Here is a 22,784-nt window from a genome sequence, read left to right as displayed (position 1 = left end):
TCCCCAGCCTCATCAGCGGGCAGATGCAGCCACTGACCATCCATCCGGGTCAGCTCCCCGCCATCCGCATACCACCACTCATCCGTCACTATGGCTCCCGGCGTCATCGGCACCGGGGGAAGTGCGCTTGTCGCTGCCCCCGAATTTGCGCATCCAGTTACCAGCAGGGTCAGCGCGCACAGCATCCGTGCGAGACCGCGCGCGCTCCCGGCGGAAAAAAGCCACCACCGCCACCACCAGCCGCAGGAGCGCCTGTGCCCAGACCGGCATGACATCACAGCCTGCGGCTGGCCGCCGCGTCGTCAGCGTTTTTGGCCTGACCGGCGTTGAAGCCAAGGGCATTCACGATGACGTAGATGAAGCGCACCACCACGTTGGCGTCGTCAGCAGGACGAGGCCAGACAGCGGAGATGGCGGCACAGATGGTCACGATGAAGGTGATCCACTGTCCCCAGCTTTCCGGCAGCCAGCCGATGATGGTGGCCACGATGTCGGCGCCGGGGACAGCGGTGTCCGCCTCCGCTGCCAGAGCGAGGCAGGGAAAGAGGCAACAGAGGCAGAGCAGCAAGGGCAGAAGATATTTTTTCATGATTTCCTCCTTCTTAGTCGGGGCAATGGGTACGTTTCATCCAGCCATCCGTGAACTTGCGCTGGCTGGGATTGCGGGCCGCAAGCTCGATGTAGTGCGCGCCTTGCATGCAGTTGAGCGCATGCACAAGGGCCTTTTCATCGGTGCGCCTGGCCAGCAGGGCCGCCAGAGCATCAAGCGTGCGGGGGCCGATGACCCCGTCAACGTTGAGGTCAGCGAACAGGGAGTTTCCGGCCTTCGCACGGTTGAAGGCATTGCAGACGAGCTGCACCTTTTGGCCGGAGCCGCCCTTGCCCAGGTTCACGGACTGCTCGAAGATCTCGTTGGCGAGGTCTTGCGGCAGGGCTGCGAGCCCGAGGCGATCCCACCACTCGCTGCGATACCAGCCGGACACCAGATCGGCGAGACCGGGCACCGTGGCCAGATGGCGCGTGAACGCGCTGGCCCCGGAGGCGAACGAGCTGTGGTCTTTCTCGCCGTCGATGATCTTCCAGCCGGGCCAGCCCGGCCAGTAGCGGCGGGCGATGCCCGCGTAGGTCTCGCCGCCGCTGTCCCCCTGGACGTTGCACCAGCCGCCCTCAAAGCCGGCCAGCGGCGCGTAGGCAGTTGCGAAATCAGCCATTTTACGCCGCCTTGAAGGTCAGTTCCACGAGAGCTTCGGGGAACATGCAGATGGTGAGCGGGTTGCTCTGGACTTCGAGATCGTAGCCACGGCCGCGCCCTCGCTCGTCCATGCGGGCGTAAAACGGGAGCCCACGGGTATTGACCGTCTCGACCCAGTTGGCGGGGGCATGATACATTTTCCAGATGCCGGGACCGGTGGGGTACAGATGCCCCTTGTCGTCATCCACCAGCTTGCGGCCGCCCACCACGTCAGAGGCCTCGATCCAGAGGATACCGCCATAGGGGAAGCCGCGACGGCGGTAATCGTTATCGCCAAAGCTGCTCTGGTTGGCGGCCCAAAGGTTGTAAGCATCACGCACGAGGGCGTGGCTGGTCAGCATGTCATAGGCATTGGAGCCGATGACGGCGCTGATGCCGGTGAACGGATTGCCGCCCATAGCCGTCTCGATCTTGCGCTTGGCGGCCATGATGCCGCTCAGGATGGGGTTCTTGTCCGCTTCCACAGCGGCGGGGAAGCTCAGATTCTGCTTTTTCTGGGTCACGCCGAAGGTGTCGAAAATGTTGTGCAGTACGGTGCTGCCGTCAGCGTCCAGTACGATGCCCTTGATGGCACCCAGGCGATGAAACTCCAGCGTCATGTCCAGATTGCGCTTGAGGGCGGAGAGCTTGTCGTTGATGACACTTTCCACCGTCACAGGCTCCGTGGAGCCAAAGGCCCGCACGTCCTGCAGGTCTTCAGGGGCCAATGTGTCGGCCTGGGACAGGTGCGTGCAGCTCAGGATTTTGGTTTCACGCTTTTCAGTCTGTCCGGTCACATACTCAGGATCGGCGTTACGCGGAGAATCAGAAATCAGGATGATACGGCCGCGCTTGCAGTCGAAGGCCATGTGCGTGGTCGGCAGACCGTATGTCTCGAACATGCCGCTGAAACGCAGGGGCATCAGAGGCAGCTTGTTGACGGCATCGGTCATCTCGACCACGGAAAACGTATCCGGCCAGTTAAACATCGTCTTCCACCTCCTCGATGGCGCGGATGGCAAAGCCCAGGTCATGCAGGGCCTGCACGGCTTCATCCTTTTTGACCACGCTGCTGTCGAAAAGCAGCTTGTTCTTGTTGATGATGGCGTAGCCGCGCAGCACGGTCACTTCCTGAGGGGCATCGGCATTGGGGGCGGTCTGGATCAGCACGGCCTTGGCATCGCCCAGGGTGCCATCAGCTTCCTTGAGGGCGGTATAATTGCCGTCCGCATCACGGGTAAGTACCGTCCCGAAGCCCAGATCACCGCACGAAGCGGCCAGCATGACCTTCTCGCGGCTGTAACGGGTGTCTATTTCATGGATGACGAGCTCGGAAAAACGGAGACCGAACTCATAACTATGGGCAGTAACTTTGCTCATGGGTCCCTCCTACTTGGAAACTTCGGCGCGACGCCGTTCAGCATCCTCCACCAATTTGCTCTTGGTGGAGGGCGCTTCCGGAGCGGCAGGAAGCGCCTGTGCGCCCTGCTCCTGCAGGGCGTTGAGGATGACGGACTTGCTGTTCTGCGGTTCCGCAGGGGCCTGCTGGACGGCTGGGGCCTGCGGCATGAGCTTGCCGAGACCGGCCAGCTGCTTTGCGGACAGGCCCAGCTCTTTCGCCTGGGCCACGAACGCGCGCACGGCTTCGGCCTTTTCCTTGCCGCACACCGTTTCCATGGCGTTCAGGGCATACTCAACGCCATCGTTGCTGGCCGAATCCCGGCCTTCTTCCAGCAGTGCTTGAAGCAATTCAGGGGCCTCGGCGGCCAGACGGTCGCGCGTCATGGCCTGCGCGGGGGCATCAGGACTGTTATCGGGCATCGTTACCTCCAAAAGCCGGTTGATGGCCTGATCCTCGTCCCGGACAATGGCGGTTACGAGGCCAAGCTGCTGCGCGGACTGGGCGAACAGGATCTGTGCCTCTGTCCACGCGGGGTCCTGGCTGATACCCATGTGCTGGGCCACATCAGCCTTAAAAACAGTATGCAGGGCGTCCACGCGCTCCTGGAAATAGGCCGTCTGTTCCGGGGTCAGCTTCTCCACGGGGTTGCCCGCCGTTTTCCACTTGCCGCTGGCGATGTAGGTGATGGAGACCCCCATCTTGTCGAGGAAGCCGCTGATGTTACGCACCTCGGAGATGACGCCCACACTGCCCACCTGGGCCATGGCCGGGGCGTAGACACGGCCTGTGGCCGAGGCCAGCCAGTAGGCGGCGGAAGCGGTCAGCCCGTCGGCATAGGCCGCCACAGGCTTATCGTCGATGCTGGCGATGTAGTCCGCCAGCTCCTTGACCCCGGCGGCCACGCCGCCCGGAGAGTTGAAGGAGAGCAGGATGCCCCGGACGCGCTCATCCTGACGGGCCTCATCCAGGGCCTGCCGGATGCCGTCCTGCCCCACATCAGCCCACCAGCTCTCCTTGCGGGAGATCACGCCGGTGATGCTGATGACGGCCACACCACGCCGCAGGCTGAAACGCCGGGGCTCCTGCCCGGCAGGAACGGACATCCTCCCGGAGGTCATGCGGGTCTGGATGTCGCACAGCACCTGCTCGGCGAATTGGGGAGCCAGAGCCCACAGGCCATCAGGCGTCGTCATCAGTCGTCTCCTTGGTGTTCATGTCATTGCCGTCGGTGCGGCGTCCGGGCGTGGAGGCCGCTGCCTGCGAGGTCGTCCCCAACACAGGAAGGGCCTGCCGCACTTTTTGCAGCAGGGGGGCTTCCAGCAGGAGCTTTTCCATCCCCTCCTCGAAGTCACCGCCATGCTGCGCCCACGCCTCGCTGTACGTCATGAGGCGGTTCTCCAGGGCCAGGATCGTGGCCGAGATCTCTTTCACCGGGTCGATGAAGCCACGGGCCGGGCCGATCCAGTCCGCATTGCACCAGAGGTCGCGGGCCTCATAAAAATCAGGCGCTCCGGCCGGCAGCGTAAGCTCGCCGCGCAACCACGCCTCTTCCATGACCATCTCGTAGATGGGCTGGCAGTACGCCCGCGCCAGCCAGCGGCGGTAGTAGCTGTAGACCTTCCACGCCTCGTTGAGCGCGGCCCGCATGGAGCTGTAGTTGGTCTCGGAAAAATCCTTGGTCAGGCTCTCGTAGGGGATGCCCTGGGCCGCCGCCATCGCCCGCTGCACGATCCGCACGAAGGCGGCGAAGTTGGAGGACGGGCGCTTGGATTCCAGCACATAGGGCTTCTCGTTTTCCTTGCCGTACCAGACCTGGCCTTCCTCGATGCTTTGGAAGTAGGTCGGCCCTGCTTCCTCTTTCTCGGACAGGCCATGCTGCTCCTGCACATAGCCGGGAAGCTCGCCGCCTTCGGTGGCGATAAAGATCGGGAACTGCGCCGCCATCACCTGGGCGAACAGCTCGAAGTTGATGGTGTCGGACAGGTTGCGGAACAACGCGATGCTTTTGGCGAAGGTGGAGCAGCCGCGCTCCTGTTCGTCCGCCTCCATGCGGTACAGGTGGAAGACCTGCTGGCGGTGGCCCAGCCGGGCACGCACATAGCGAAAATCATTGGCAAGCAGCCCCCCACCACGCAGCCAGCTGTCCAGCACGGAGGGCGGCGGGCAGGCGATGTAGTAGCCCTCCGGCCTGCCGTATGCCGTGTAACGGATGCCGTCGCGCACGTCGGGATCTGTCGTCATGTCCGTCGGGGTCTGGAGCCGCTCCGGCGTGACAGCCTGGATGGCCAGAGAAAAGCGGCGCTGCTGGCCGACACGCTCCTTTTCCGGGAGCATGACGGCCAGATGCAGCAACTCGCCCTTGCAGAGGATGGAGCGCAGACCCAATGCCTGCAGATCGAAAAAATGGTTCTGGCCGCGCACGTCGGCCTCACGCATCCAGCGGTCAAAGGCCCATTCCATGTCCTCGCCCACAGCCCTGGCCTGCTCCGGCGCGATACCCAGACGGGCAGCCGGGATGCTGGCCTTGGGCAGCAGGCCCGTGCCCACCGCGTTGCTGGTGATGGTGTCCACCGTGGCATTGGCCGACCAGTCGTTGGCCATGAGGTCAGCCGCCCGGCGCTGGATGACCTCGCGCTCACGGGAAGTCCCATCACGGCTCTGGATCTGCGGCCCGCGCCAGTGGGACAGGGAGCCGCGGAAGGCCCCCGCATCACGGGAGGCTTCCGGCATACGCCGAGACGTGGAGAGCGGTCTGCCCTGGGCATCGTACAGCATGGCTATCTCACGATCCGGGCGGCGACACGCACAGGCCCACGCCCACGCGAGAGCGCGGCCAGCTCCGAGCTGATCCAGTCGATCTGGTCGCGTATCTCCGATAGATCGTAACGGGTCAGGGTGCGGCTGCCGATGGTGTACGACTTGCCTGTGGAGGCCGCCTTGTAGGCGGCCTTCCAGTCGGCAAGCAGGGAGAGGAGTTCTTCACGGGTCCAAGCAAACATGGAATTGCTATTATCACAGCAATTTTAGCGTGTCTGGGAACACTGGGAACACCGGGAACACTGGGAAGAAAAATGCAGAAAAAACGCAAAAAGCCCGCTCACAACAGTCTGCACTGTGGCGAACGGGCCGGAAGAGACATCATCTTGCGGGTCAATATGGCTTGTGCTACAGGGAGCAGCGGGCACGCCCTCCGAAAGGAGGATATGCCTATGCGCCACTTCCTGCGTGACATCGCGGCAGCAGTCATCGCTGCCGTGATAGCGGCCATGTTGCTCCGCCTCATGGACGGATAACAGCAAGCCCCCGCAGGAAGGGCCATTCCTGCGGGGGCGCAATTCGAGTAACCAAACTCGGAGGGCGTTGCCCACCGGCGGCGGGTGTTACCAGCACCTGCCGCCTTCTTTTTTTCTTAGCCGCTTGCCCCCGCTTTGGCAAGGGGCGCAACAGCCATGCCGCACCTGTCCAGCACAAAGCGCTCGCATTCCGTGCGGGAGTACCAGCGGCCACGGCTGCCCACACCGAAGGCCCGCAGCTGCCCGTTGGCAACTAGTCGGTAAAGCGTGCTTTTGCTGCATCCCAGAACCTCGCAGGCCTCACGCCAGTTCAGCCTTTCCTTCATCGCTACCTCCCGAACCTGCCGGCCAGTCGTGAGCCGCGCAGCTTCTCCACCTGCCGCACCGGTACGGAGCGGGTCTCTCTTTTTTCCTCCGGGCGCTTGAGCTGCCGCACGTTGAGGATATGCGCCAGCGCCTGGATCATGGTCTCGCAGTCCCAGAAGTGGTTGGGCCTGTGGTGCGGATTGAGCCAGGCCATTTTTTCATCGTCCCAGACCTCGGCGCACATCTCGCGGGCATACTGCTCCAGGATGCCCCCCTCCCCGCTGTGCAGGTGGAAAGCTCCGGGGTCGTCCGGAGCGATGCCCAGCTTGTGGCTCAGGTCGGACTTGTAGAACGTCGTGTCGCAGCGCCAGAGCATGAGGCCGCCGGGGATCTTGACCTTGTTGCCGCGCACGTCCGGGAAATATTCCTGCGGCGCGGGCGTATAGGGCTGGGTCATGCTGCGCACGCCTTGCCACGGGAACACGCGCCCCCGGTGCCTGATGGCCCAGGCATAGACCTCCTTGGTGCGGCCGCCCATGGCGTCGATCATACAGGCCCGGACGCTGAACTCCCGGCCCTGCGGGTCACGGTAGACGGAGCCCCACAGCAGGTCGTTGAGCGCCGAGAAGGTGGGGGCCGTGCCCGCCTGCACCAGCCACGATTCCTCATCCTCGCCGTAGCCGATGGCACGGATCACATAGCGGAAATACCCCTTCTCCGCGCTGCCGCCCTGGGTATCCACCCCGGCCAGCAGGACGCAGACACGATCCCTGCCGTCCACCGGGCCGGGTACGGCGCCGCGCGGCCTGTCATCGCACAGGGCAAGGATGGCGTCCTCGGAGCGATCCACATGTTCCTCTTTCCACGGCTCGGCCTTGTACTGGTTCTGGAGGTTCTTGAGGTCGTCCAGTTTGCCGCTCTCCTTGTACTTGAGGGCCGCAGCGGCCACTTCGGACAAGCTCACGAAATAGGACAGCCACGCCGGGATATGAAAGCCCAGCTTGGTGGGCCGGTGGGCGGCCTGATGGGCCGACAGCTCAAGGCCGCTGGTCCGCTCGCGCCATTCCCCCCGGCGCACGGCCCGGTCACGGTCGCCGTCATCCCAGACAGTCCCGCAATGCTCGCAGGGGTAGGTGGCCAGCCGTCGGGCCAGCACGTCCTCGGCGGTCGGCTCCCGATCCGTGTCCTTGTCCGGCCAGCTGATGCGGTCGAAGGCCATGAGCTGATAGAGGCCGCAGTGCGGGCAGCGCACCCAGAAGTCGAAACGCGCCCCGGCCTCGCGGGTGAAAGCCACCCAGATGGGGCCATCCTCCGTGGTCGGGGTGGAGATCTTGAGGATATGGCAGCGCCCGCGCCGCCGCCATGTGGTGGTGCGCTTCTCGGCCAGCGATTCCGACGAGGCCTCGTTCTTGGGGTTCTTGTACTTGTCCAGTTCGTCCAGGATCAGGGTGCGGATGGGTTTGTTGCCCAGACGCGACACCGAGCCCGACCAGCCCAGATAGATGGGCATATGCGCCAGATTGATCCGCAGGCTGGAGGCATCGTCCCCGTAGCCGGTCATGTACTCGCGCAGGCGCGGCGAGGTCTCGATCATGGGGATGATGCGGTCTTTGGCATTCTCGCGGGCCGTGATTTCGTCGGGAAACACATACATCACCGGCCCGGGGCTGCGGTCGATGCACCAGCCCACCAGATTGTGTCCGGATTCCGAGCCGCCCGTCTGAGGGCTCTTGCAGATGATGACCGTCTCCACCCCCGGCGTCCCGGCGGCGTCCATGATGCCCACAAGATACGGAGTAAAAATGTTCTTCCATTTGCCGGGGATGCTGGACATCTCCACCACACGATGGCGCTCCGCCCACTGGCTGACAGGAATGGGACGGCGACGGCGCAGGACCTTCTTTTCGCCCTTGGAGAAACGGATGCTGATACTGCCGCCATGCTGCCGCAGATAGTCGGCGGCAGCATGGGCCACGGCGGGAGGGAGCCAGTGCGGCAGGGCCGTCGTCAGACGTACCCGCCGCACCGGCTCCGGCTGCGGCAGAGGCATCAGCTCAAGCTGGCCTTTCATCACACCCCCGTCACTGGGCCAGAGCGATGATGCCCGGCTTGCCACCGGCCAGAGAAAGCAGCTCGCCGGCAGTGCGTCCATCGGACAGCCGCTCGCCCAGGGCGATGCCCTTCACCGGCAGGCCCACGAGGCCCGTCTCAACGCGCAGGATCTCGCGGGCCTCGGCCTTGGTCTGGGCGGAGATCCAGAACCGCTCCCCGGAGAGATACAGGCGCATCTCCGGGGCAGGCCTCGACGGCCAGATGGCGGCATGAATCCTGTCATAGAGGGGCTGCACCTCATCCACATGAGGATAATCCTCAGTCCCGTCAGGGTCACCGTAGTCGTAAATGCCGTCCAACTGGCGCTCGATACCGGCCCAAAGACGCGGCGCCCGCATCTCCGAGGGGCATTTCGCCCAGAAGGGGCCAAGCCGGAAACGCAGATCGCTGACGAGTGAGCTGAACACCGCCGCCACATGCGTGATGTCCACAGGCTGACGAGAGGGCCACAGGCTGAAAAGCAGGCGCGTGATCGGCCTGGTCGATACATCAAACGCGGCATTGCTGTAGCCGAAAAAGCCCCGCAAATCCCTGTAGAGCGGCTCCATGCAGGCATCCAGAGACATGGCGCGAGCGCGCAGACGACGCTCGGAACTGTTTTTCAGCCCTATCACAAGAAACCAGACACAGATGCTCGTCCTGAGCTGGGCATCCATGTACTCTTTGCGCAGCCCTCCGGGGGCGTTATGGTATCGGCACCTGAACGTCTTCTGGCAGGCACGGGCCATCGAGCCATGTCTGTAGAACGTCTTGCAGTACGGGCAGCGGGCCCCTCCCCGGGGCCCGCTGCCCCCTTTTTTACTCCTGTTCATCTGTCACCTCCTCGGCACCCTGCTCCAGATCTTCAAGCACAACTTCAAATTCCATCTCCCGGCTGTACTCATTGAGCGCGTCATCACAGATGCGCTCCAGGGCCTCCACCAGCGCGACGGCCTTCTTGGGATTGCCGTCCACCAGCGCCACCAGATCGAGGTTCCGGGCTTCGAATGCCGTCTTGAGCCCGGAAGAGAGCGTCACCGCCCGTGCGGCCAGCTCCGCGTAGACTTGATCCTTGGCGATAAATCGCCCTTTCTTCACCGCAAGGTCGAACTCCTCGCGTTCCGCAGCGGCCTCTGCCTTGCGGATGTCCGCTTCCTCTTTGCGGCGCTGCCTGTCAGCAGCCTTGCGGACAAGGGCATCCGGCGTCCCGGCCGTAGGCAGGCTGGCCATGTAGCGCTGCACGTCGCGCAGGCGGAACGTGCCGTCGGGCTGCTTGCGCAAGCGCCCCTCGCCGATGTCCTTGTACAGCTTCGATTTGCTGAGTTTACGGCCATTCTCGGCCACATGATCCAGCACTGCCTGCCAATTTTTGAGGGTCTTGGTTGCCTCCATCGCACTCTCCAGCATCTTGGAGGCGCGATCCAGTGCGGCGAGGTTCGCCTGTGAAGGATCATCGAGCGCGGCCCGCTTGGCGCTCTCCTTGGCGGTCAGCAGAACCTGGATGTCTGTGCTGGCGCTTCTGGCGAGCAATTCCTCCACATCGTTCGGCATACTGTCTCCACATGCCCGCGTCCGTACCGGATCGCGGGGCTTCATTCCCGTCCGTGATGAGCCACGGCTGCCTCCGTTTGATTTTTACAAACGGAGGGGATAGGCTTCCGGTGTTCTTGGTCGGGGCCCTATCCCCTCCAAGCCAGGGGATGACAGGCGGCCACCTGTCATCCCCACCTTTTTTTTAGAGCAGGCTCCCCTGCTCCAGCGAGGCCTCCTTCCATTCGGGCACATCCAGGCCCAGCATCTCCTTGAGGTAGCCGGCCAGGATTCGCCGGTGGCACTGCGAGGCGTCGGCCTCGTAGCAGCACAGGATGGGCTCCGGGGTCAGCGCAAGGACGCTGCCCAGATAGCGCTCGAGGCTTTCCGGCGTGGGGAAACGGCTCTCAAGGTTTTTGCGGTAGGCCGCCCGCCAGTTGACCGCCCTGGGGTCTTCCGGCGCGAACAGGCGGGCACGCGGCCCTGTCCAGTAGCGCGGCGGCCACTTGGCGATGCAGACCTTGCGCTCGCGCGGGGCCTTGCTCGAAAAATAAGAGGTACAAATCATCGTTCTCTCCTAGAACGGGACTTCGTCCACCTCGATCATCGGGGGGACAGGTTCTTCCTGCGGGGCAGCCGCAGCTGCCCCACCCTCCAGCGCTTCGGCCAGAAATTGTTCGTAGTAGCGTTCCTCCACCGGGCCTCTGGGCTTGTAGTCCAGCAGGTAATCCAGCAGGTCGCTGATGCTCTCGAAGCCGAACTTTTCGGCCACCAGATCCACCGTATCGACCAGAGGGCTGCGGGAGAGCAGGTTGGGCATCTTGAGGTTGATCTCCTGCACGATCTCCTTGCCCCCCTGCCGGATCAGCTCCGGCGTGATGCGGATGCGGTTCCACCAGATGTCGTCGTACTTCTGGTATTCCAGCAGCATCATCTCGTGCGCCATTTCCCGGCAGGCTTTCTTGATGGCGCGAATGCCCTTTTTGGCAGTCTTCATGGCAGGCTCCTTGACTTTTGCCAGCGGGCCTGCCAACCTGTCCTTTGTGCATGATGGTGGCTGAGAAGGCTCCGCTACTATCGAGGGCGGCAAGTGGCATTGCCGCCCTTTTTTATTTTGCTATGCAGGGCAGCAGGAGCTGCCCTGCCTTTTCCAGCCCTTCCGGCACGGGCATGCCGGGGAGCAGGAAGCGGTTGCCTATCCCCTTGTGCCAGACAGTACGGGGACGGCTGTCCCGCCAGACGAGGCGCAGGGCTATGGCAAAATACAGCACGGCACTCCCTCCGAAGCGGCTGGCCCCCAGTCTGGCCAGGGCCCACGCTTCGCGCATGAGGCGGGCAAGGAACGCACGACGGGATGTCTTCATGGCGGTCTCCAGTGTGTTTTGATAAGTATTTCGCATACTTAAACAATACCATATTGACACCCCGGCGCAAGTAAAAAGCCTGCAAAAACGGCTATTTGTGGAATTTTTTCCACCAGAGGGCATAGGCCTCATCGAGGCTCCACAGGCCCAGCTCCCCGTAGTAATTGAGCCGGAAGCCCTCGCCCTTCTCCCCCTCCAGACGCTTGTGGAGCTTGTAGACGCCCCGGTATTTCATGCTGACCGGATGCATGGAGAAAGCCGTGGTCACGGCATAGCGCACGTCATCCTGGAAGGTGGCGTCGATGAGCTGCTTGACCTCATGCGACTGGCACATCATCAGCACCAGCTTGGCCAGCCGCGTCTCCACGCTGGGCACGGCCAGATCCGATCGCTGATAGATCTGGTGGCCCGGCTCCGGCAGCGCCCACTGGTGTTTGGTCAGGTTGAAATCCAGCTTTCCGATGATCCTGCCGTCCAGGCAGAGGCCGATGGACAGGGCCACGTCCGCGAGGAAGTAGTCCACCCGGACGGACATGAACAGCTCGTTCATGCGCACGGTCTGCTTCTTGTCCAGCAGCACGAGGCCGGGCTTTTCCGTACCGGTCAGGACGCGGTCGCCGGGAAAGATCGGGCCTGGGGAGCGCGACGGCAGGTAGCCACGGGTCACGATGCGGCGCCGGCTGTGTCCCGCGTAGGCGTAGGTGATGCTTTTGCGCCCCTTGTGGACGACCGCCACAGGTTCACCCAGGATCTTCTCGACCTCCGGCAGGGGGCGCTCCATTATGATCATCCACTCGCGGAAGGACGTGATCTGCTCATAGATGGGCACGTCCTTGAAGCTGATCTCCCCATACTCCGGGGCAGGCCACGAGGCCGAGGCCGCCAGCATCCGCTCCTGGTTGATGTAATCGCGGCTGCCGAAGGTGGGCGGCGCGATGAAGACCGCATGGTCGGGATCATGCTCCTGCAGAAAGGCCACGGCATCCTGCGGGACGTAGCCGAAGCCCTCCCCCTGCGTGAGGTGGGCGCGGTAGGCCTCCAGCTTGGCCAGCGTCTTGTCCATGAGCGTGGGCCAGTTCCGGCGCCAGTTGGCCAGTACCCGCCGGTGCCAGATGTTCTGGGCCTTCCAGACCTGACGCAGGTCGAGCATGATGGCTACCGACGCCGCCAGACGGGCGGGATCGCTGCAATCCAGAAGGCCGCGCAGATGCTCCGGGCAGTCCTCGCGCTCGACCACGGGCAGCCTTTCCCCGGCGAGGTAGGCACCAAGGGCCGACGTGTAGAGCGTGATGTCACAGCCGGTTATCCGCCCCATGTAGCCGCCGGAACGCAGGGCCGCGCCCACCGTGAAATTGCCCGCGCAGGGCAGAAGCACGGGGACGGTGACCTCATCCGCATAGGAGGCCAGTACCCGGCGCAACGGCCCGGCGATGGAACCGAGAAAGCTCATTATTCCCACCTCACTGCTTTTCTGGCGGCCTCCCGCCATGAGGCCACGGCTTCTTCCCGCGTCGGGAACTGGCGGTAGCCGAAATCATCCGCGCAAGGAGCGCCGACATATTTGCCGTTGGGCTTCTGGTAGACCAGCTTGTCCGCCAGCCAGTCCGCCTCCCTGCCCAGAAAACAGAGTTCCGCCGCTGATGTCCGGGGCCGAATGGCCGCTTTGCCTGCGCTATCCATGACGCGCCTCCTCCACCTCCTGGTCAGCAGCGGCAAGGGCCTCCTGCTCAAGATACTCCGCGCCGAGCTTCAGCAGGAGCAGCATGGCCAGCGAGCTATCGCGGATCTTCTCGGCGTCCTTCACGTCTGCGAGCAGCTTGGTGAACGCCTCATACTGCGTCCCGGGGAAAACATACACGGCAGACGATTTTTTGGCCGCATCGGACAGCATATCCAGGATCTCCGACAGCTGTTCCTTTTCCCCATCCGTGAACATGAACGTGACCATGTGGGCCGGGACCTGCGGCGTGGAGAAATTCACCAGTTCCACCTCGCCCAGCTCCTTCGTTACCTCGCTGTCGAGACCGCTGTAGAGCCTGTCCTCAATGGTCTCTATTTGCGACCAAAGGTTGGCCAGGATGCTCTGGTCATCCTCTCCCACCAGCGCGTTATGCGAGAGCTGGATGGCGATGCGGCGGCTCTGGTCCAGGGTCTCCGTGATGACCAGCACGAGGATCACGGGGATCTTGGCCTCGATACTGGCCTTGACCCGGTGATTGCCGGACAGCACCTCCAGCCGGCCATCCTCATGCCGGTAGCACAGAGGTACGCTGGACAGGCGCTTGTCCGATGCGATGTTGTCCCGCAGCTGCCGGAAGGTCTCGCGCTTGAAAAAGCGGGCATTGTCCTTGAGCAGGCACAGCCTGGCGGGTTCCACCGCCTGCAGCAGCATCCCTTCCCCGAACATCTCCCGGCTGATGGCAGCCAGCTCTTCATTCCGTTGCGTCAGATCCATTCGTGATCCCCCAGAGGTCAAAAAGGTTTTCGGTCGTGACTTCCTCAGCCCAGTGGTCATGCAGCCACTGCATGATCTCTGGAGAGGACGCCACCTTGCCCTCAAAATCATCACACACGCCCGGATTCGCCAGCCGGAACGCGCCATCCCACAACCATTCGCGCCTATAGCGGGCATAGACTACCGGGAGCCGCCGCCACTGGAGCCAGCAGCGGCATACGGCGGCGGGCACCAATTCGAGTTCCATCCCCGGAGGCAGGGCGGCCCGGAGCTGGCGCAGGACAGCCGCGGAAAACATGCTCGCATCGGCCCAGATGAAATTCGTGAAACCCTCGACGCATCCACTCCTGGTACGCTGCGATGGGCTTTTTCCTTCAGGTTCAGGGCAAGATCCCGGGGCCACCCCGCCCCCCACATTCATCTGACCAGCGACAGAAGTGTCCACTTGCCCATCATCCTCATCATGCTGTTCAGGGCCGCCATCCTGTGCTATGCTGCTCCTGTGGGGCTCCATGCTCTCAGGCAGGGCAATGCTGTCAGGCAGGCAGGAGCCGACCCACTCCCGGATGTCCACACCAAGGCGGAAGGCATCGCCTGGGTCTTTGCCTTCCGGCGTCGGCCAGCGCAGGCTGGCCGGGTAATGCCGCTCCCAGAACTCCACCCCGTCAGCTCCGGGGCCGTCGTAATCCAGAGCGATCCCGATCCTGACGGCCTGCCGCAGACGCTCATGGGCATGGACATCGGGCTTGCCCCGGTTGGTGCGGACGGCCAGCGCCCCCACCACGCCGCCCGTGGCGTAGTGGATCAGGATGGCGTCCAGCTCCGCCTCGGTCACAAAGTAGGCCGCCAGCGGGGCCGGGCGTGAACTGGAGAGCAGCAGGGGGGCCTTGCAGGAGCCCTCCAGCTCAAGGTATTTGGGCGAACGCTCGCGCAGATCCTGCTTGTGCCGCCTGATCCGCAGGTTAAGCACCCGCCCGTCGGCCCCCAGCGTCGGGATCACGATGCCGCGCGGGATGAAGATGCGGGTATGCTCCCTGCCGTCATCCCCCTTGCGCGGGGGCAGACCCAGGGCCGCACGAGCCCGGAACCGCCCCGGAAAGCGCCCGCTCTCCGCCCGGAGGTAGCCGATCCGGTACGCCCGGACGGCCTCCTCGCTGATGCCCCGCTTGGCCAGCCATGCCAGCGCGGTCGGCTCCTCCCAGATCACCGCCTCGGCTTCGGCCAGCAGCTTCCCGGCATACTCGCACCACGGCTCGGTAGGTTCCGGCCACTGCTGGGGCTCCCAGCGGGAGCTTTCCCGGCGGGGCTCTGCCGGAGCCCGGCGCCGCCGGAAGGAAGGACGCCTGCCCTCGATCCCCAGCTCCGCCAGCGCCGTCTTGAAGTCCATGCCCTCCACCTTGGTCAGGTAAGCGATGGTATCCCCACTGGCACCACACTGACGGCACGACCAGATCCCCTTGAGCCCGTTCTGGGCACAGACTTCGCCCAGGTTTTCGGCCCTGTCCGGCCAGATCATGAAACGGTCGGACTTCCCCGGTTCACCACCGCACAGGGGGCAGGGGCCGTTCCATGCGCCGCCCTGTCGCTTCACAGCCTCGCCAAAGCGGCTCTTGTAGTAATCAAGCAAAGTCATCTGTCCGCACCTGTCCGCCTTTTGATTCCATTAACTACCTACTTTATTATACTTTTTTCTTATCTGGACAGATGGACAGATACAGGGGACATGTTATGCGCAAGTGTGCGCCCATGCGGGATGCGTGTGGAAATGGGTATTTGTCCTGTCCATCTGTCCATTTTAGTCTTTTGCCAACAATCAAGAGTGGTTACATTATCGCACCTGCGGACAGGTGCGGACAGGTCATCTCTAGGCACGGTGGCTGTCCAGCTCTTTTCGGGCCTCGTCAGTCAGGTCGATGCCCAAACGCCATGAGCCGTTGGAGCGCTTGTAGGCGATGTCCTTCTTGTTCAAGGCCTCCGCGAATTTCTTGGCGGAGATGGAATAGCGCCTGTCCCGGTAACGGGCGTACCAGATGCAGAAGGCCTCATGCAGATCCGTGGCGTTGACCTTCAGGGTGTAGTTGGCGGGGTTGGCCTGATGGGATTCCGAGATGCACCACTCCGAGAGGAAAAGGCCCACGTCGTCCCAGCTGGCCCGCTGCTCCCGCGTCCATTCCCGCACCTTGTCCGGGATCTTGAGGCCGTCCCGCAGGTACTCCATGCTGCCGCGCACCATGCGGGCCAGCACCCCCTTGGCCTCGGCCCCGATTTTCTCGTTCAGGTCTTTGTCCGCCGGGCGCTCGTAGGGCTGCTCCGGCCGCTCCACGAAGGAAAGCGGCCACTTGATGAGGACTGCCCGCGCCCAGAAGGCCGCGTCGTCGGCCTTGGCCTTGGGCAGCTCGTTGGTGGTCATGATGGGCAGGTGGGTCTGGAGCCATGTGGTCTGGAGCTTGTCCTGGAGGCCGCGCGCCGTGATGTAGCCACCGCCGGTCAGCTTCTTGAGCTTGGCCAAGGCAAAGCGCTGCCCCTCCTCCGCTTCGTTGATCCACGCCACGCACATGCCGCGCAGGGCCAGCACGTCCGGAGACGGGGCCGAGGAGTTCCGCGTCTGCTGCATCTGCAAGAACATCTCCACGGGCACGTCGCCGGAGAGCGTCTGACCCAGCACATGCGTCACCAGCTTGATGAGCGTGTCCTTGCCGTTGCGCCCGTGTTCGCCCCACATGATGGTGAAGATGTGGTCGCGGCGTTCCGTAATGAGGCCGTAGCCAAGGAGGCGCCAGATGAAGTCCACCAGCTCCTGATCCCCGTCCATGGACGACAGCAGGAAGCGGTTGGTCTCCGGGCAGGGGTCATCCTTCCGCAGCAGCTCCGGGTCGTACTCGGTCACGATGGCGTTGAGGATATACTCGTCAGGCCTCCCCGGACGCAGCTCGCCGGTGCGGAGGTCGATCACCCCGTTAGGGCAGGCTTTGACGTAGTGCTGCTGGTCGATCTGCTTGGGCAGCACCACCAGCGGGTCGCGGATGCGGCGCAGCATCTGGAGCAGTTTGTCCTGCCCCGGCGTGTCGCGGAGCTGGCTCACCCGGCGTAAAACCGCCGAGGCTAGACCTTCGATCTTGGCCCGCTCATTCTTGTCGGTCTCCTCTGCCGCCTCGGCCTGCTTGCTCTCGGCCAGCCGCAGGTACAGCTCACAGACGTCCTCGATGCGCTGGGCGGCCATATCGAAATCATCCTCGATCCAATGGTGCCCGCCCCAAATCAGGAAGCGATCCCAATACTTGACATAGATAACCGTGCCACGATGGAGACGGCTGTACAGCTTGGCATCTCCCACGCGGTTCTCGTTGAAATAGCCCAAAAGGTCGTCATTCGAGATCTCAATCTTGGAGACCTCCACGGGCTTCCTGCCCCTCTCGGCCCTCGCCGCAGCCTCTTGCTTACGGCGTGCTTCGACCTTGGCCTTCATCTCTGCGCTTTTTCTCGCCATTTATATAACCATCTGAATTTATGAGCGAAAAAAGAAAAAACGGAAAAGGTGAGGGAAAATGACTATTCCTTTTTTCCACGCTTTCCGTTCCACAAATCGCGGCCGAGGGCCGAAGTACACAGTCCCTTGCCCGAAAGGGAGGCCCAGAAGGACCCGCAGGCAAGGTGAAGACGCAGAGCGACGAAGGGCGCAGAAGGACATTTCTGGCCCGGCCGTTCATGCCGATGGGGGAACAGGGGGAAGGCACTCGCCCCTGCTGTCAGATGGGGGGATGGTTGGGCAGAGACGCCCAGGGGATGTTTACAAGATGCGTTTACAAATTGGTGTGCATAACGGTGCATTTTGCTGCTCCGGTACGCTCATGAAACGCAGGAAATTCAATGGCGGCAAACGCTGCCGGTTGGCCTTTCACGCCGTCGACAGGGGTTCAAATCCCCTTGGGGACGCCAACAGGAAATCAAGGCACTTGCAGTGATGCAGGTGCCTTTTTTTCATGTCTGTGCTGCGGTACAAGAATAAAACGTTGTGGAAATCTAAGCAGAAGAGGCGTCCTGGCAAAAGCCGCGACGCCTCTTTTTGCATCAACTCACTATATTTTTTGCCTTTACATCAGGCAGCCAGCTTCCACAGAAAATAGGATCCATGAAAACGGCCTTTCCACCATCTCAGGCATCCATATTCCTGCCTACTCTCCCCTTCCGGATAGTTGTTCGCAAGAATCTACTCTTCTATACCACACAATTTCCGCACGTCCTTTTGCGGAAGACTGGTATCACGCGTCACCAGCTTATAGGACTTTTGCTCTCCAAGAGCATTGATGAGCAGTATCCTGTCTTCGCCCTTCTTATCAAGAAAGCAAGGAACATCCGAGTTATCGACAAAGATCTCTACCCGTTCCTCAGTATCCTTGCTTATCCTATATTTGAATCCATAAATCTTCTCTTCATTGATCTTCATGAATATGGAAGGCATCTCTTCAAGCTGCCACCACCCGCGGATATCAAAAGCGAATACATTCAAAGGTATCGCCAAAATCATAAGCAGCAGTACAAACACATTTTTCACAGTATTCTCCTCAAGATAGTCGGTAGACATGTTCTTGTTATAGACAAACGGCAATATTTTCTGCATCAGCAAAAAATACTTCCTTTATTATTCACCCCGATTTTTCTTTTTCCCTTTTCTGTCTGCCGACGGCAGCGATAGCAAAAAGAGGGGAATATTTCAAGGGCGCTATCATCTAAGCAATCATCTGATTTTCAACGCAATTTATTTATTTTAGCCATTCAAACCATGACTTGGCATACTTCTCCCGGAAGAAAAACTTGCGTCGACAACTATCAATCATATACAGCATAATATTTAGGATCAAAAAACAACGATATTCTTTATATATCCCATATATGCATTTTTACTTAGATATCCAAATATTCAAAAATCCTCCAATGCTGACAGCACTGGAGGATATGACATCCGACAGAGGACAGACCATTTTAAACGGACATCAATCCTTTTCCGGGACAACTTCTTCGACGATACGCCGCAAACGTACCAGGATCCCGGCGTCCACCTGTGCAGAGCCGCCATAGGGGTACTCCCTGCCTCCAAAACGGTATTTCTGCTCATCCATACGATGGTAGGGCAACAGCTCGTAATGAACGGCATCCATGGAACAGGCCAGTTCGACGATACGCCGGATCAGCTCTTCGTCATTATTGATACCGGGGATGAGCGTCGTACGCAAGTGGATGGGAAGATGCGGGTATGCGCTCCGCACAGCCGCAAGGTTGCGCAGGATGCGTTCATTGCCCATGCCGGTCGCCTTTTTGTAAGCCTCGCTGTCTTGGTGTATGTGTCGGACAGCCTGATATGTCTTCCCTTTCGCAGCTTCCCCGTATAACAATTCTCGGGACGCTGGAGCGTTCAATCGGTCCTGATCCGCGAATCCTACCCGGCTAGGATTTTCTGCGACAAGGAACGGATAGGCAGCCTGCCTGGCGCCCAGCCTGTGCCCCGCACTCCTGGGCAACATTTTCCTCCAAACTATTCGTCTGGACCGGCGCTTAAGCTCCTTTCCCGGTCCGTACCGCAGACGTCTACGCTCCTCCGCGTATCAGGCAAACAGAAAGGATATATCCATGCATCATCTGTCACGAGAACGTACGCTGCCCTCACCGTTCACGGCCCTCCTCTGTGCTCTTTTTCTCCTCATGGATGCCTGCGCTCCTGCGTACCACAAGGCACCCCCGGATGATGGTCTGGAACTGCGCCTCCTGCATGTGAACGATACCCATGCCTTCCTTGCCGGCATCGATGACCGCATGAATGCCTGTTTCGAAGCCTCGGACTGCCGCGGCGGTCTGGCACGCATCAGCGCAGCTATCCAGACTGCCCGGCAAGAGCAGGACAACATCATCGCCCTGGACGCTGGCGATCAGTTCCAGGGCACCCTGTTCTACAGCGTCAACAAATGGCCCATGATCGCCGCTGCGGACGCCTTGTTGCCCTATGACGCCATGACCCTGGGCAATCATGAATTCGATGAGGGCTGCCGTGAGCTGGCCCGTTTTCTGGAAGCCCAGCCCCTGCCCGTACTGGCCGCCAACCTGGTGCCGCAGCAGGGCTGCCCGCTGGCCGGGAGCCGCATACGCCCCTACCTTGTCCGGACGGTACACGGGACCAGAGTGGGCATCATCGGGCTGGCCAATGACGAAGTCACCGGACTGGCGGCAGCCTGCCCCCAAACCGCGTTCCGGGATGCCCGGACAACGCTGCAGCGATATGTCACCGAACTGGAAGCGCAGGGCATCCGGCACATCATCGCCGTGACCCATCTGGGACTGGAGCGGGACAGGGAACTGGCCCGCAGCGTCAACGGTATCGATGTCATCGTGGGCGGGCACACCCACACCTATCTCGGCCCCGGCTCCAAGGATGGTCCCTACCCCATCGTGGAACACGCACCGGACGGCTCTCCCGTCCTCGTGGTGACGGCCGCCCGCGCGACCCGCTATCTGGGCGATCTGAGCATCACCTTCGATGCGGCGGGCATCCCTGTGGCCTGGACAGGCGGCCCCCGGGAGCTTGTCCCCGCCCTGCCGCAGGACGAAGCCATGACCCGTCTGGTGGCCAACTATGCGGAGAGCCTGGAGCGCTATCGCACGGAGATCGTGGGGCGCCATAACATCCAGATGCCGGACGGCATGGAAGCCTGCCGCAAGGGCGACTGTTTCAGCGGCCTGCTGACGGCAGACGCTTTTCTGGAATACGGAAGGACACAGGGAACCCGCCTGGCTCTGGTGAACGGCGGCGGCATCCGGGCTTCCCTGCCCGCAGGCGACATCTCCCGCGGAGACCTGCTGGCCCTGCATCCTTTTGATGGCCAGGTATACGTCCGGGAGTATTCAGGCCAACAGATACGGGAAGCCCTGGAGCACGCCGTCTCCGGCCCTGACGGGGAGGGACCGCAGCTTTTGCAGGTGGCGGGCCTGACCTATGAGGCGGACACCAGCCGCCCTGCCGGTCAGCGCTTGCGGAGCGTCCATATCGTGGACGAGCAGGGCCAACGACATGCGCTGGATCCTCAGAGGCGTTATGGTGTGGTCCTGAGCGACTTCCTGGCGTCGGGCGGCGATGGTTTCGGGATGTTGCGGCACGGCCGCCTGCTGGCCACCAGTCCCCTGTCCGTCAGGGAGCTAACGGGCGACTACATCCGCCGCCACTCCCCTCTGGCGGTACCGCACGGAAAGCGCATCATCCTTTATCGGGCGAACGGCCAGAGCCCGCAGTAAGCCTGGAGAGCGCGTCAGACAGGGCCTCCCCGGAAGAATCGATATGGACAGGATACGTCCGAGAAATCCCGGATGCTCCGACAGGCAGCTTACCTCCAGCCATGGTAAACAGGGAGCAAAAGGGAGCGAAGGAAGCGGGAGAAAAAGAGGAAACTGGCGGGAAAAGATATCCGGCACAGCACCGGAGGGACCTCCCCCAAGGAACCGGGGCGTAAACAGCCTCAAGTCATCACAATGGCTGTGAACCCAGATGCAGGGACGCCACTGGGGCTCCTGCCCGCCCGATCTCAGGAATGCGTCGGCTGATCCGCAGGAAGGTTCCGGTTCCAATAGACCAGGACGCGCCGGACGAATTCCTGCGTTTCGGGAAAAGGCGGGATGCCGCCGTACTGCTCCACGCTGGCGGGCCCGGCATTGTAGGCGGCCAGGGCCAGCTCCACGGAACCGAAACGCTGCAACTGGTGCATCAGGTATTGGGAACCGGCATAGACATTGGCCCGGGGATCGAAGGGGTCGATGAGCCCCAGCTCTTCCTGGGTATGGGGCATGATCTGCATGGCTCCCTGGGCCCCTACCGGTGAGACGGCGGTGTGATCAAAGGAGGATTCGGCCTGGATGACCGCCAGAACCAGCCCTGCGTCAAGACCGAAAATCTCTTCGGCCTCACGGGCCAGACGGCGCCACTCCTCGGGAGCCGGGGGCACGATGTCGTCATGGATCACCGGCGCGGACGGCGGGCGAAAAGCCACACGCTGCGCCGAAGCCGCAGCGGAAGATGGCCGGTCGTCCCGGTCAACCGCTGATACGGCGGTCACGGTCATGGTCTGGGAGGCAGAAGCCGTCATGGCCGTTGTGGCCTGCCGGACATCGCCCGGGGCTTTTTTTTGCGGCAGGGAAGCGACCCGCACCATACGCGGCAGGACCTTCTGCTCCTGATATTCATGGGAAAGGATGCCCGTGCCGGGCTGCAGGGGCACCGGCGGCAATGCCGCTTCCGGCGGAGGCGGCACATGTCTGGACGACCGGGAGCCACACCCTCCGGCCGAAAAAACGCTCAGCAGCAGGCAGACAAGGCAGAAGAAACGAAGGCAGCGGCTATCCTTCACGGCTCAGCTTTCGTCGTGGGTAAGCTGGAAATACAGTTCGATGGTATTGGTGCCGTCATCACCACTGTAGCAGTGGTGCGCGGAAACGTTCTTGACCAGATGGACGCCCAGACCGCCAATGGGACGATCCTCTGCGCTCAGCGACGTATCCGGCGTGGCGGTCTCCATGAAAGGATCGAAGGACGTGCCCCAGTCCCGTATCCAGACACAAAGGAACGGCGCGCTGTCCATGCTCACCCGCCTGAAGCCCAGTTCCATCTGACCCCAGTGGGCGTTCCTGTCGCCCTCCTGCGGGCAGGGAGCGGCATAGGCGTAGGTGGCCACATTGACCAGCAGTTCCTCCACTGCCAGCTCCACAAAACCAAGGATCCCGGCATAATCGGCAGCCAGGTGTTCACGCAGGAATTCCATGGCCGACGCGCAGCTGTCAACACGGGCGGGAAGCATGATTCTGGCCACTGCCTACCTCCTTGCCCTCTCAGCCGGCCAGGGCTGCAAGGGCTTCCTGCCGACTGTCGCGGACAGTCAGCATGGCGTTGAACCCGGAGATGCGGAACACTTCCGCCGTCATGGGCTGCAGGGAACAGAAGGCCAGCTTGCCGGCACAGGCCTTGAGCGCCTTGACGAGCCCCAGTATGCCCCGCAGTCCGGCAGAACTGATGTACTCCAGCCGGGACATGTCGATGAGCAGACGCTGCTTCCCCGCTTCCAGCAGGGCGCGGGTCGCA

At 62.1% G+C, this 22,784-nt stretch carries 26 protein-coding genes; 2 read left to right on the top strand and 24 right to left on the bottom strand.

All coding sequences use genetic code 11. The features are described 5' to 3' along the window. Positions 1 to 274 precede the first annotated feature (274 nt). From DESPIG_RS02955 to DESPIG_RS02925, 7 genes are read right to left on the bottom strand one after another with little or no spacing between them, the layout of a single operon-like run. The gene (locus DESPIG_RS02955) at positions 275 to 589 is read right to left on the bottom strand and encodes a hypothetical protein (protein WP_006004867.1); all 315 of its coding nucleotides are present in this window, start codon (positions 587 to 589) and stop codon (positions 275 to 277) included. Between the two features lie 13 nt (positions 590 to 602). Further along, the gene (locus DESPIG_RS02950) at positions 603 to 1,211 is read right to left on the bottom strand and encodes a glycoside hydrolase family 108 protein (RefSeq protein WP_006004866.1); all 609 of its coding nucleotides are present in this window, start codon (positions 1,209 to 1,211) and stop codon (positions 603 to 605) included. A gap of 1 nt (position 1,212) precedes the next feature. Continuing rightward, positions 1,213 to 2,220, bottom strand: a complete 1,008-nt coding sequence (locus DESPIG_RS02945) for a major capsid protein (protein WP_006004865.1) — start codon at positions 2,218 to 2,220, stop codon at positions 1,213 to 1,215. Continuing rightward, positions 2,213 to 2,611 carry a head decoration protein gene (locus tag DESPIG_RS02940; protein WP_006004864.1) on the bottom strand — a complete coding sequence of 133 codons (399 nt, stop codon included), beginning with the start codon at positions 2,609 to 2,611 and terminating at the stop codon, positions 2,213 to 2,215. Before DESPIG_RS02940 ends, DESPIG_RS02945 begins: the two co-directional genes overlap by 8 nt. Before the next feature lie 9 nt (positions 2,612 to 2,620). Next, positions 2,621 to 3,826, bottom strand: coding sequence for a S49 family peptidase (locus tag DESPIG_RS02935; protein ID WP_006004863.1), 1,206 nt, complete (start codon positions 3,824 to 3,826; stop codon positions 2,621 to 2,623). Then, positions 3,813 to 5,408 carry a phage portal protein gene (locus DESPIG_RS02930; protein WP_006004861.1) on the bottom strand — a complete coding sequence of 532 codons (1,596 nt, stop codon included), beginning with the start codon at positions 5,406 to 5,408 and terminating at the stop codon, positions 3,813 to 3,815. The genes DESPIG_RS02935 and DESPIG_RS02930 overlap by 14 nt, the downstream gene beginning before the upstream one ends. A 2-nt stretch (positions 5,409 to 5,410) precedes the next feature. Beyond that, the gene (locus DESPIG_RS02925; protein ID WP_006004858.1) at positions 5,411 to 5,632 is read right to left on the bottom strand and encodes a DUF6148 family protein; all 222 of its coding nucleotides are present in this window, start codon (positions 5,630 to 5,632) and stop codon (positions 5,411 to 5,413) included. A gap of 204 nt (positions 5,633 to 5,836) precedes the next feature. Here DESPIG_RS02925 and DESPIG_RS13545 point away from each other — a divergent pair, with 204 nt between their 5' ends. Next, the gene (locus DESPIG_RS13545) at positions 5,837 to 5,926 is read left to right on the top strand and encodes a twin-arginine translocation signal domain-containing protein (protein ID WP_147589158.1); all 90 of its coding nucleotides are present in this window, start codon (positions 5,837 to 5,839) and stop codon (positions 5,924 to 5,926) included. A gap of 116 nt (positions 5,927 to 6,042) precedes the next feature. Here the strand turns inward: DESPIG_RS13545 and DESPIG_RS13115 are convergent, their stop codons facing one another. The 14 genes from DESPIG_RS13115 to DESPIG_RS02855 form a co-directional block, all read right to left on the bottom strand. After that, positions 6,043 to 6,252, bottom strand: coding sequence for a helix-turn-helix domain-containing protein (locus DESPIG_RS13115; RefSeq protein WP_006004854.1), 210 nt, complete (start codon positions 6,250 to 6,252; stop codon positions 6,043 to 6,045). A gap of 2 nt (positions 6,253 to 6,254) precedes the next feature. Next, positions 6,255 to 8,303 carry a terminase gpA endonuclease subunit gene (locus DESPIG_RS02915; protein WP_006004852.1) on the bottom strand — a complete coding sequence of 683 codons (2,049 nt, stop codon included), beginning with the start codon at positions 8,301 to 8,303 and terminating at the stop codon, positions 6,255 to 6,257. 10 nt (positions 8,304 to 8,313) lie between these two features. Then, the gene (locus DESPIG_RS02910; protein ID WP_147589156.1) at positions 8,314 to 8,892 is read right to left on the bottom strand and encodes a hypothetical protein; all 579 of its coding nucleotides are present in this window, start codon (positions 8,890 to 8,892) and stop codon (positions 8,314 to 8,316) included. Positions 8,893 to 9,142: 250 nt separating this feature from the next. Continuing rightward, positions 9,143 to 9,874, bottom strand: coding sequence for a hypothetical protein (locus DESPIG_RS02905; RefSeq protein WP_006004848.1), 732 nt, complete (start codon positions 9,872 to 9,874; stop codon positions 9,143 to 9,145). A gap of 184 nt (positions 9,875 to 10,058) precedes the next feature. Next, the gene (locus DESPIG_RS02900) at positions 10,059 to 10,421 is read right to left on the bottom strand and encodes a DUF488 family protein (protein ID WP_006004846.1); all 363 of its coding nucleotides are present in this window, start codon (positions 10,419 to 10,421) and stop codon (positions 10,059 to 10,061) included. 9 nt (positions 10,422 to 10,430) lie between these two features. Beyond that, positions 10,431 to 10,850, bottom strand: coding sequence for a hypothetical protein (locus DESPIG_RS02895; protein ID WP_006004844.1), 420 nt, complete (start codon positions 10,848 to 10,850; stop codon positions 10,431 to 10,433). A 112-nt stretch (positions 10,851 to 10,962) separates the two neighbouring features. After that, positions 10,963 to 11,217, bottom strand: coding sequence for a hypothetical protein (locus tag DESPIG_RS02890; protein ID WP_006004842.1), 255 nt, complete (start codon positions 11,215 to 11,217; stop codon positions 10,963 to 10,965). Positions 11,218 to 11,308: 91 nt separating this feature from the next. After that, entirely contained in the window at positions 11,309 to 12,667 is a 1,359-nt protein-coding gene (locus tag DESPIG_RS02885) for a putative antirestriction adenine methyltransferase (protein ID WP_006004841.1), read from the bottom strand. Next, the gene (locus tag DESPIG_RS02880) at positions 12,667 to 12,897 is read right to left on the bottom strand and encodes a hypothetical protein (protein ID WP_006004839.1); all 231 of its coding nucleotides are present in this window, start codon (positions 12,895 to 12,897) and stop codon (positions 12,667 to 12,669) included. The genes DESPIG_RS02885 and DESPIG_RS02880 overlap by 1 nt, the downstream gene beginning before the upstream one ends. Continuing rightward, positions 12,890 to 13,672, bottom strand: a complete 783-nt coding sequence (locus tag DESPIG_RS02875; RefSeq protein WP_006004822.1) for a ParB N-terminal domain-containing protein — start codon at positions 13,670 to 13,672, stop codon at positions 12,890 to 12,892. Before DESPIG_RS02875 ends, DESPIG_RS02880 begins: the two co-directional genes overlap by 8 nt. Next, positions 13,650 to 15,305: a primase-helicase zinc-binding domain-containing protein gene (locus DESPIG_RS02870; protein WP_006004820.1), complete on the bottom strand. Its 1,656-nt coding sequence runs from the start codon at positions 15,303 to 15,305 to the stop codon at positions 13,650 to 13,652. The genes DESPIG_RS02875 and DESPIG_RS02870 overlap by 23 nt, the downstream gene beginning before the upstream one ends. A gap of 231 nt (positions 15,306 to 15,536) precedes the next feature. Further along, positions 15,537 to 17,069 (bottom strand): DNA primase family protein, encoded by a 1,533-nt coding sequence (locus DESPIG_RS02865; RefSeq protein ID WP_246118381.1) that lies wholly within the window; start codon positions 17,067 to 17,069, stop codon positions 15,537 to 15,539. An 810-nt stretch (positions 17,070 to 17,879) separates the two neighbouring features. Next, the gene (locus DESPIG_RS02860) at positions 17,880 to 18,296 is read right to left on the bottom strand and encodes a hypothetical protein (RefSeq protein WP_040369137.1); all 417 of its coding nucleotides are present in this window, start codon (positions 18,294 to 18,296) and stop codon (positions 17,880 to 17,882) included. Between the two features lie 367 nt (positions 18,297 to 18,663). Beyond that, entirely contained in the window at positions 18,664 to 18,972 is a 309-nt protein-coding gene (locus DESPIG_RS02855; RefSeq protein WP_050760246.1) for a radical SAM protein, read from the bottom strand. Between the two features lie 325 nt (positions 18,973 to 19,297). Between DESPIG_RS02855 and DESPIG_RS02850 the strand changes: the two genes are divergently transcribed. After that, positions 19,298 to 20,950 (top strand): bifunctional metallophosphatase/5'-nucleotidase, encoded by a 1,653-nt coding sequence (locus DESPIG_RS02850; protein ID WP_246118380.1) that lies wholly within the window; start codon positions 19,298 to 19,300, stop codon positions 20,948 to 20,950. 287 nt (positions 20,951 to 21,237) lie between these two features. Here the strand turns inward: DESPIG_RS02850 and DESPIG_RS12685 are convergent, their stop codons facing one another. The 3 genes from DESPIG_RS12685 to DESPIG_RS02835 form a co-directional block, all read right to left on the bottom strand. Further along, a complete protein-coding gene (locus DESPIG_RS12685; protein ID WP_006004806.1) occupies positions 21,238 to 21,927 on the bottom strand; it encodes a lytic transglycosylase domain-containing protein in 690 nt (229 codons plus the stop codon). Positions 21,928 to 22,059: 132 nt separating this feature from the next. Next, on the bottom strand, positions 22,060 to 22,515 hold the full coding sequence (locus DESPIG_RS02840; RefSeq protein ID WP_040369135.1) for an ATP-binding protein: 456 nt from the start codon (positions 22,513 to 22,515) through the stop codon (positions 22,060 to 22,062). A gap of 19 nt (positions 22,516 to 22,534) precedes the next feature. Then, positions 22,535 to 22,784 (bottom strand): STAS domain-containing protein (locus tag DESPIG_RS02835; RefSeq protein WP_006004802.1); only part of this gene is annotated, 250 nt, incomplete at its 5' end.

The organism is Desulfovibrio piger ATCC 29098 (assembly GCF_000156375.1).
GTDB lineage: Bacteria > Desulfobacterota > Desulfovibrionia > Desulfovibrionales > Desulfovibrionaceae > Desulfovibrio > Desulfovibrio piger.
Note: the sequence above shows the minus strand (reverse complement) of the source record. Positions and strands in the feature narration are given on the sequence as shown.

Excerpts from the sequence above, each read along its gene's own strand:
- DESPIG_RS02885 (WP_006004841.1), bottom strand. The coding sequence starts at position 12,667 with ATGAGCTTTCTCGGTTCCATCGCCGGGCCGTTGCGCCGGGTACTGGCC.
- DESPIG_RS02945 (WP_006004865.1), bottom strand. The coding sequence starts at position 2,220 with ATGTTTAACTGGCCGGATACGTTTTCCGTGGTCGAGATGACCGATGCC.
- DESPIG_RS02895 (WP_006004844.1), bottom strand. The coding sequence starts at position 10,850 with ATGAAGACTGCCAAAAAGGGCATTCGCGCCATCAAGAAAGCCTGCCGG.
- DESPIG_RS13545 (WP_147589158.1), top strand. The coding sequence starts at position 5,837 with ATGCCTATGCGCCACTTCCTGCGTGACATCGCGGCAGCAGTCATCGCT.
- DESPIG_RS02880 (WP_006004839.1), bottom strand. The coding sequence starts at position 12,897 with ATGGATAGCGCAGGCAAAGCGGCCATTCGGCCCCGGACATCAGCGGCG.
- DESPIG_RS13115 (WP_006004854.1), bottom strand. The coding sequence starts at position 6,252 with ATGAAGGAAAGGCTGAACTGGCGTGAGGCCTGCGAGGTTCTGGGATGC.
- DESPIG_RS02950 (WP_006004866.1), bottom strand. The coding sequence starts at position 1,211 with ATGGCTGATTTCGCAACTGCCTACGCGCCGCTGGCCGGCTTTGAGGGC.
- DESPIG_RS02935 (WP_006004863.1), bottom strand. The coding sequence starts at position 3,826 with ATGACGACGCCTGATGGCCTGTGGGCTCTGGCTCCCCAATTCGCCGAG.
- DESPIG_RS02940 (WP_006004864.1), bottom strand. The coding sequence starts at position 2,611 with ATGAGCAAAGTTACTGCCCATAGTTATGAGTTCGGTCTCCGTTTTTCC.
- DESPIG_RS02855 (WP_050760246.1), bottom strand. The coding sequence starts at position 18,972 with ATGGGCAATGAACGCATCCTGCGCAACCTTGCGGCTGTGCGGAGCGCA.
- DESPIG_RS02905 (WP_006004848.1), bottom strand. The coding sequence starts at position 9,874 with ATGCCGAACGATGTGGAGGAATTGCTCGCCAGAAGCGCCAGCACAGAC.
- DESPIG_RS02900 (WP_006004846.1), bottom strand. The coding sequence starts at position 10,421 with ATGATTTGTACCTCTTATTTTTCGAGCAAGGCCCCGCGCGAGCGCAAG.
- DESPIG_RS02915 (WP_006004852.1), bottom strand. The coding sequence starts at position 8,303 with ATGAAAGGCCAGCTTGAGCTGATGCCTCTGCCGCAGCCGGAGCCGGTG.
- DESPIG_RS02910 (WP_147589156.1), bottom strand. The coding sequence starts at position 8,892 with ATGGAGCCGCTCTACAGGGATTTGCGGGGCTTTTTCGGCTACAGCAAT.
- DESPIG_RS02870 (WP_006004820.1), bottom strand. The coding sequence starts at position 15,305 with ATGACTTTGCTTGATTACTACAAGAGCCGCTTTGGCGAGGCTGTGAAG.
- DESPIG_RS02875 (WP_006004822.1), bottom strand. The coding sequence starts at position 13,672 with ATGGATCTGACGCAACGGAATGAAGAGCTGGCTGCCATCAGCCGGGAG.
- DESPIG_RS02925 (WP_006004858.1), bottom strand. The coding sequence starts at position 5,632 with ATGTTTGCTTGGACCCGTGAAGAACTCCTCTCCCTGCTTGCCGACTGG.
- DESPIG_RS02955 (WP_006004867.1), bottom strand. The coding sequence starts at position 589 with ATGAAAAAATATCTTCTGCCCTTGCTGCTCTGCCTCTGTTGCCTCTTT.
- DESPIG_RS02890 (WP_006004842.1), bottom strand. The coding sequence starts at position 11,217 with ATGAAGACATCCCGTCGTGCGTTCCTTGCCCGCCTCATGCGCGAAGCG.
- DESPIG_RS02930 (WP_006004861.1), bottom strand. The coding sequence starts at position 5,408 with ATGCTGTACGATGCCCAGGGCAGACCGCTCTCCACGTCTCGGCGTATG.
- DESPIG_RS02850 (WP_246118380.1), top strand. The coding sequence starts at position 19,298 with ATGCATCATCTGTCACGAGAACGTACGCTGCCCTCACCGTTCACGGCC.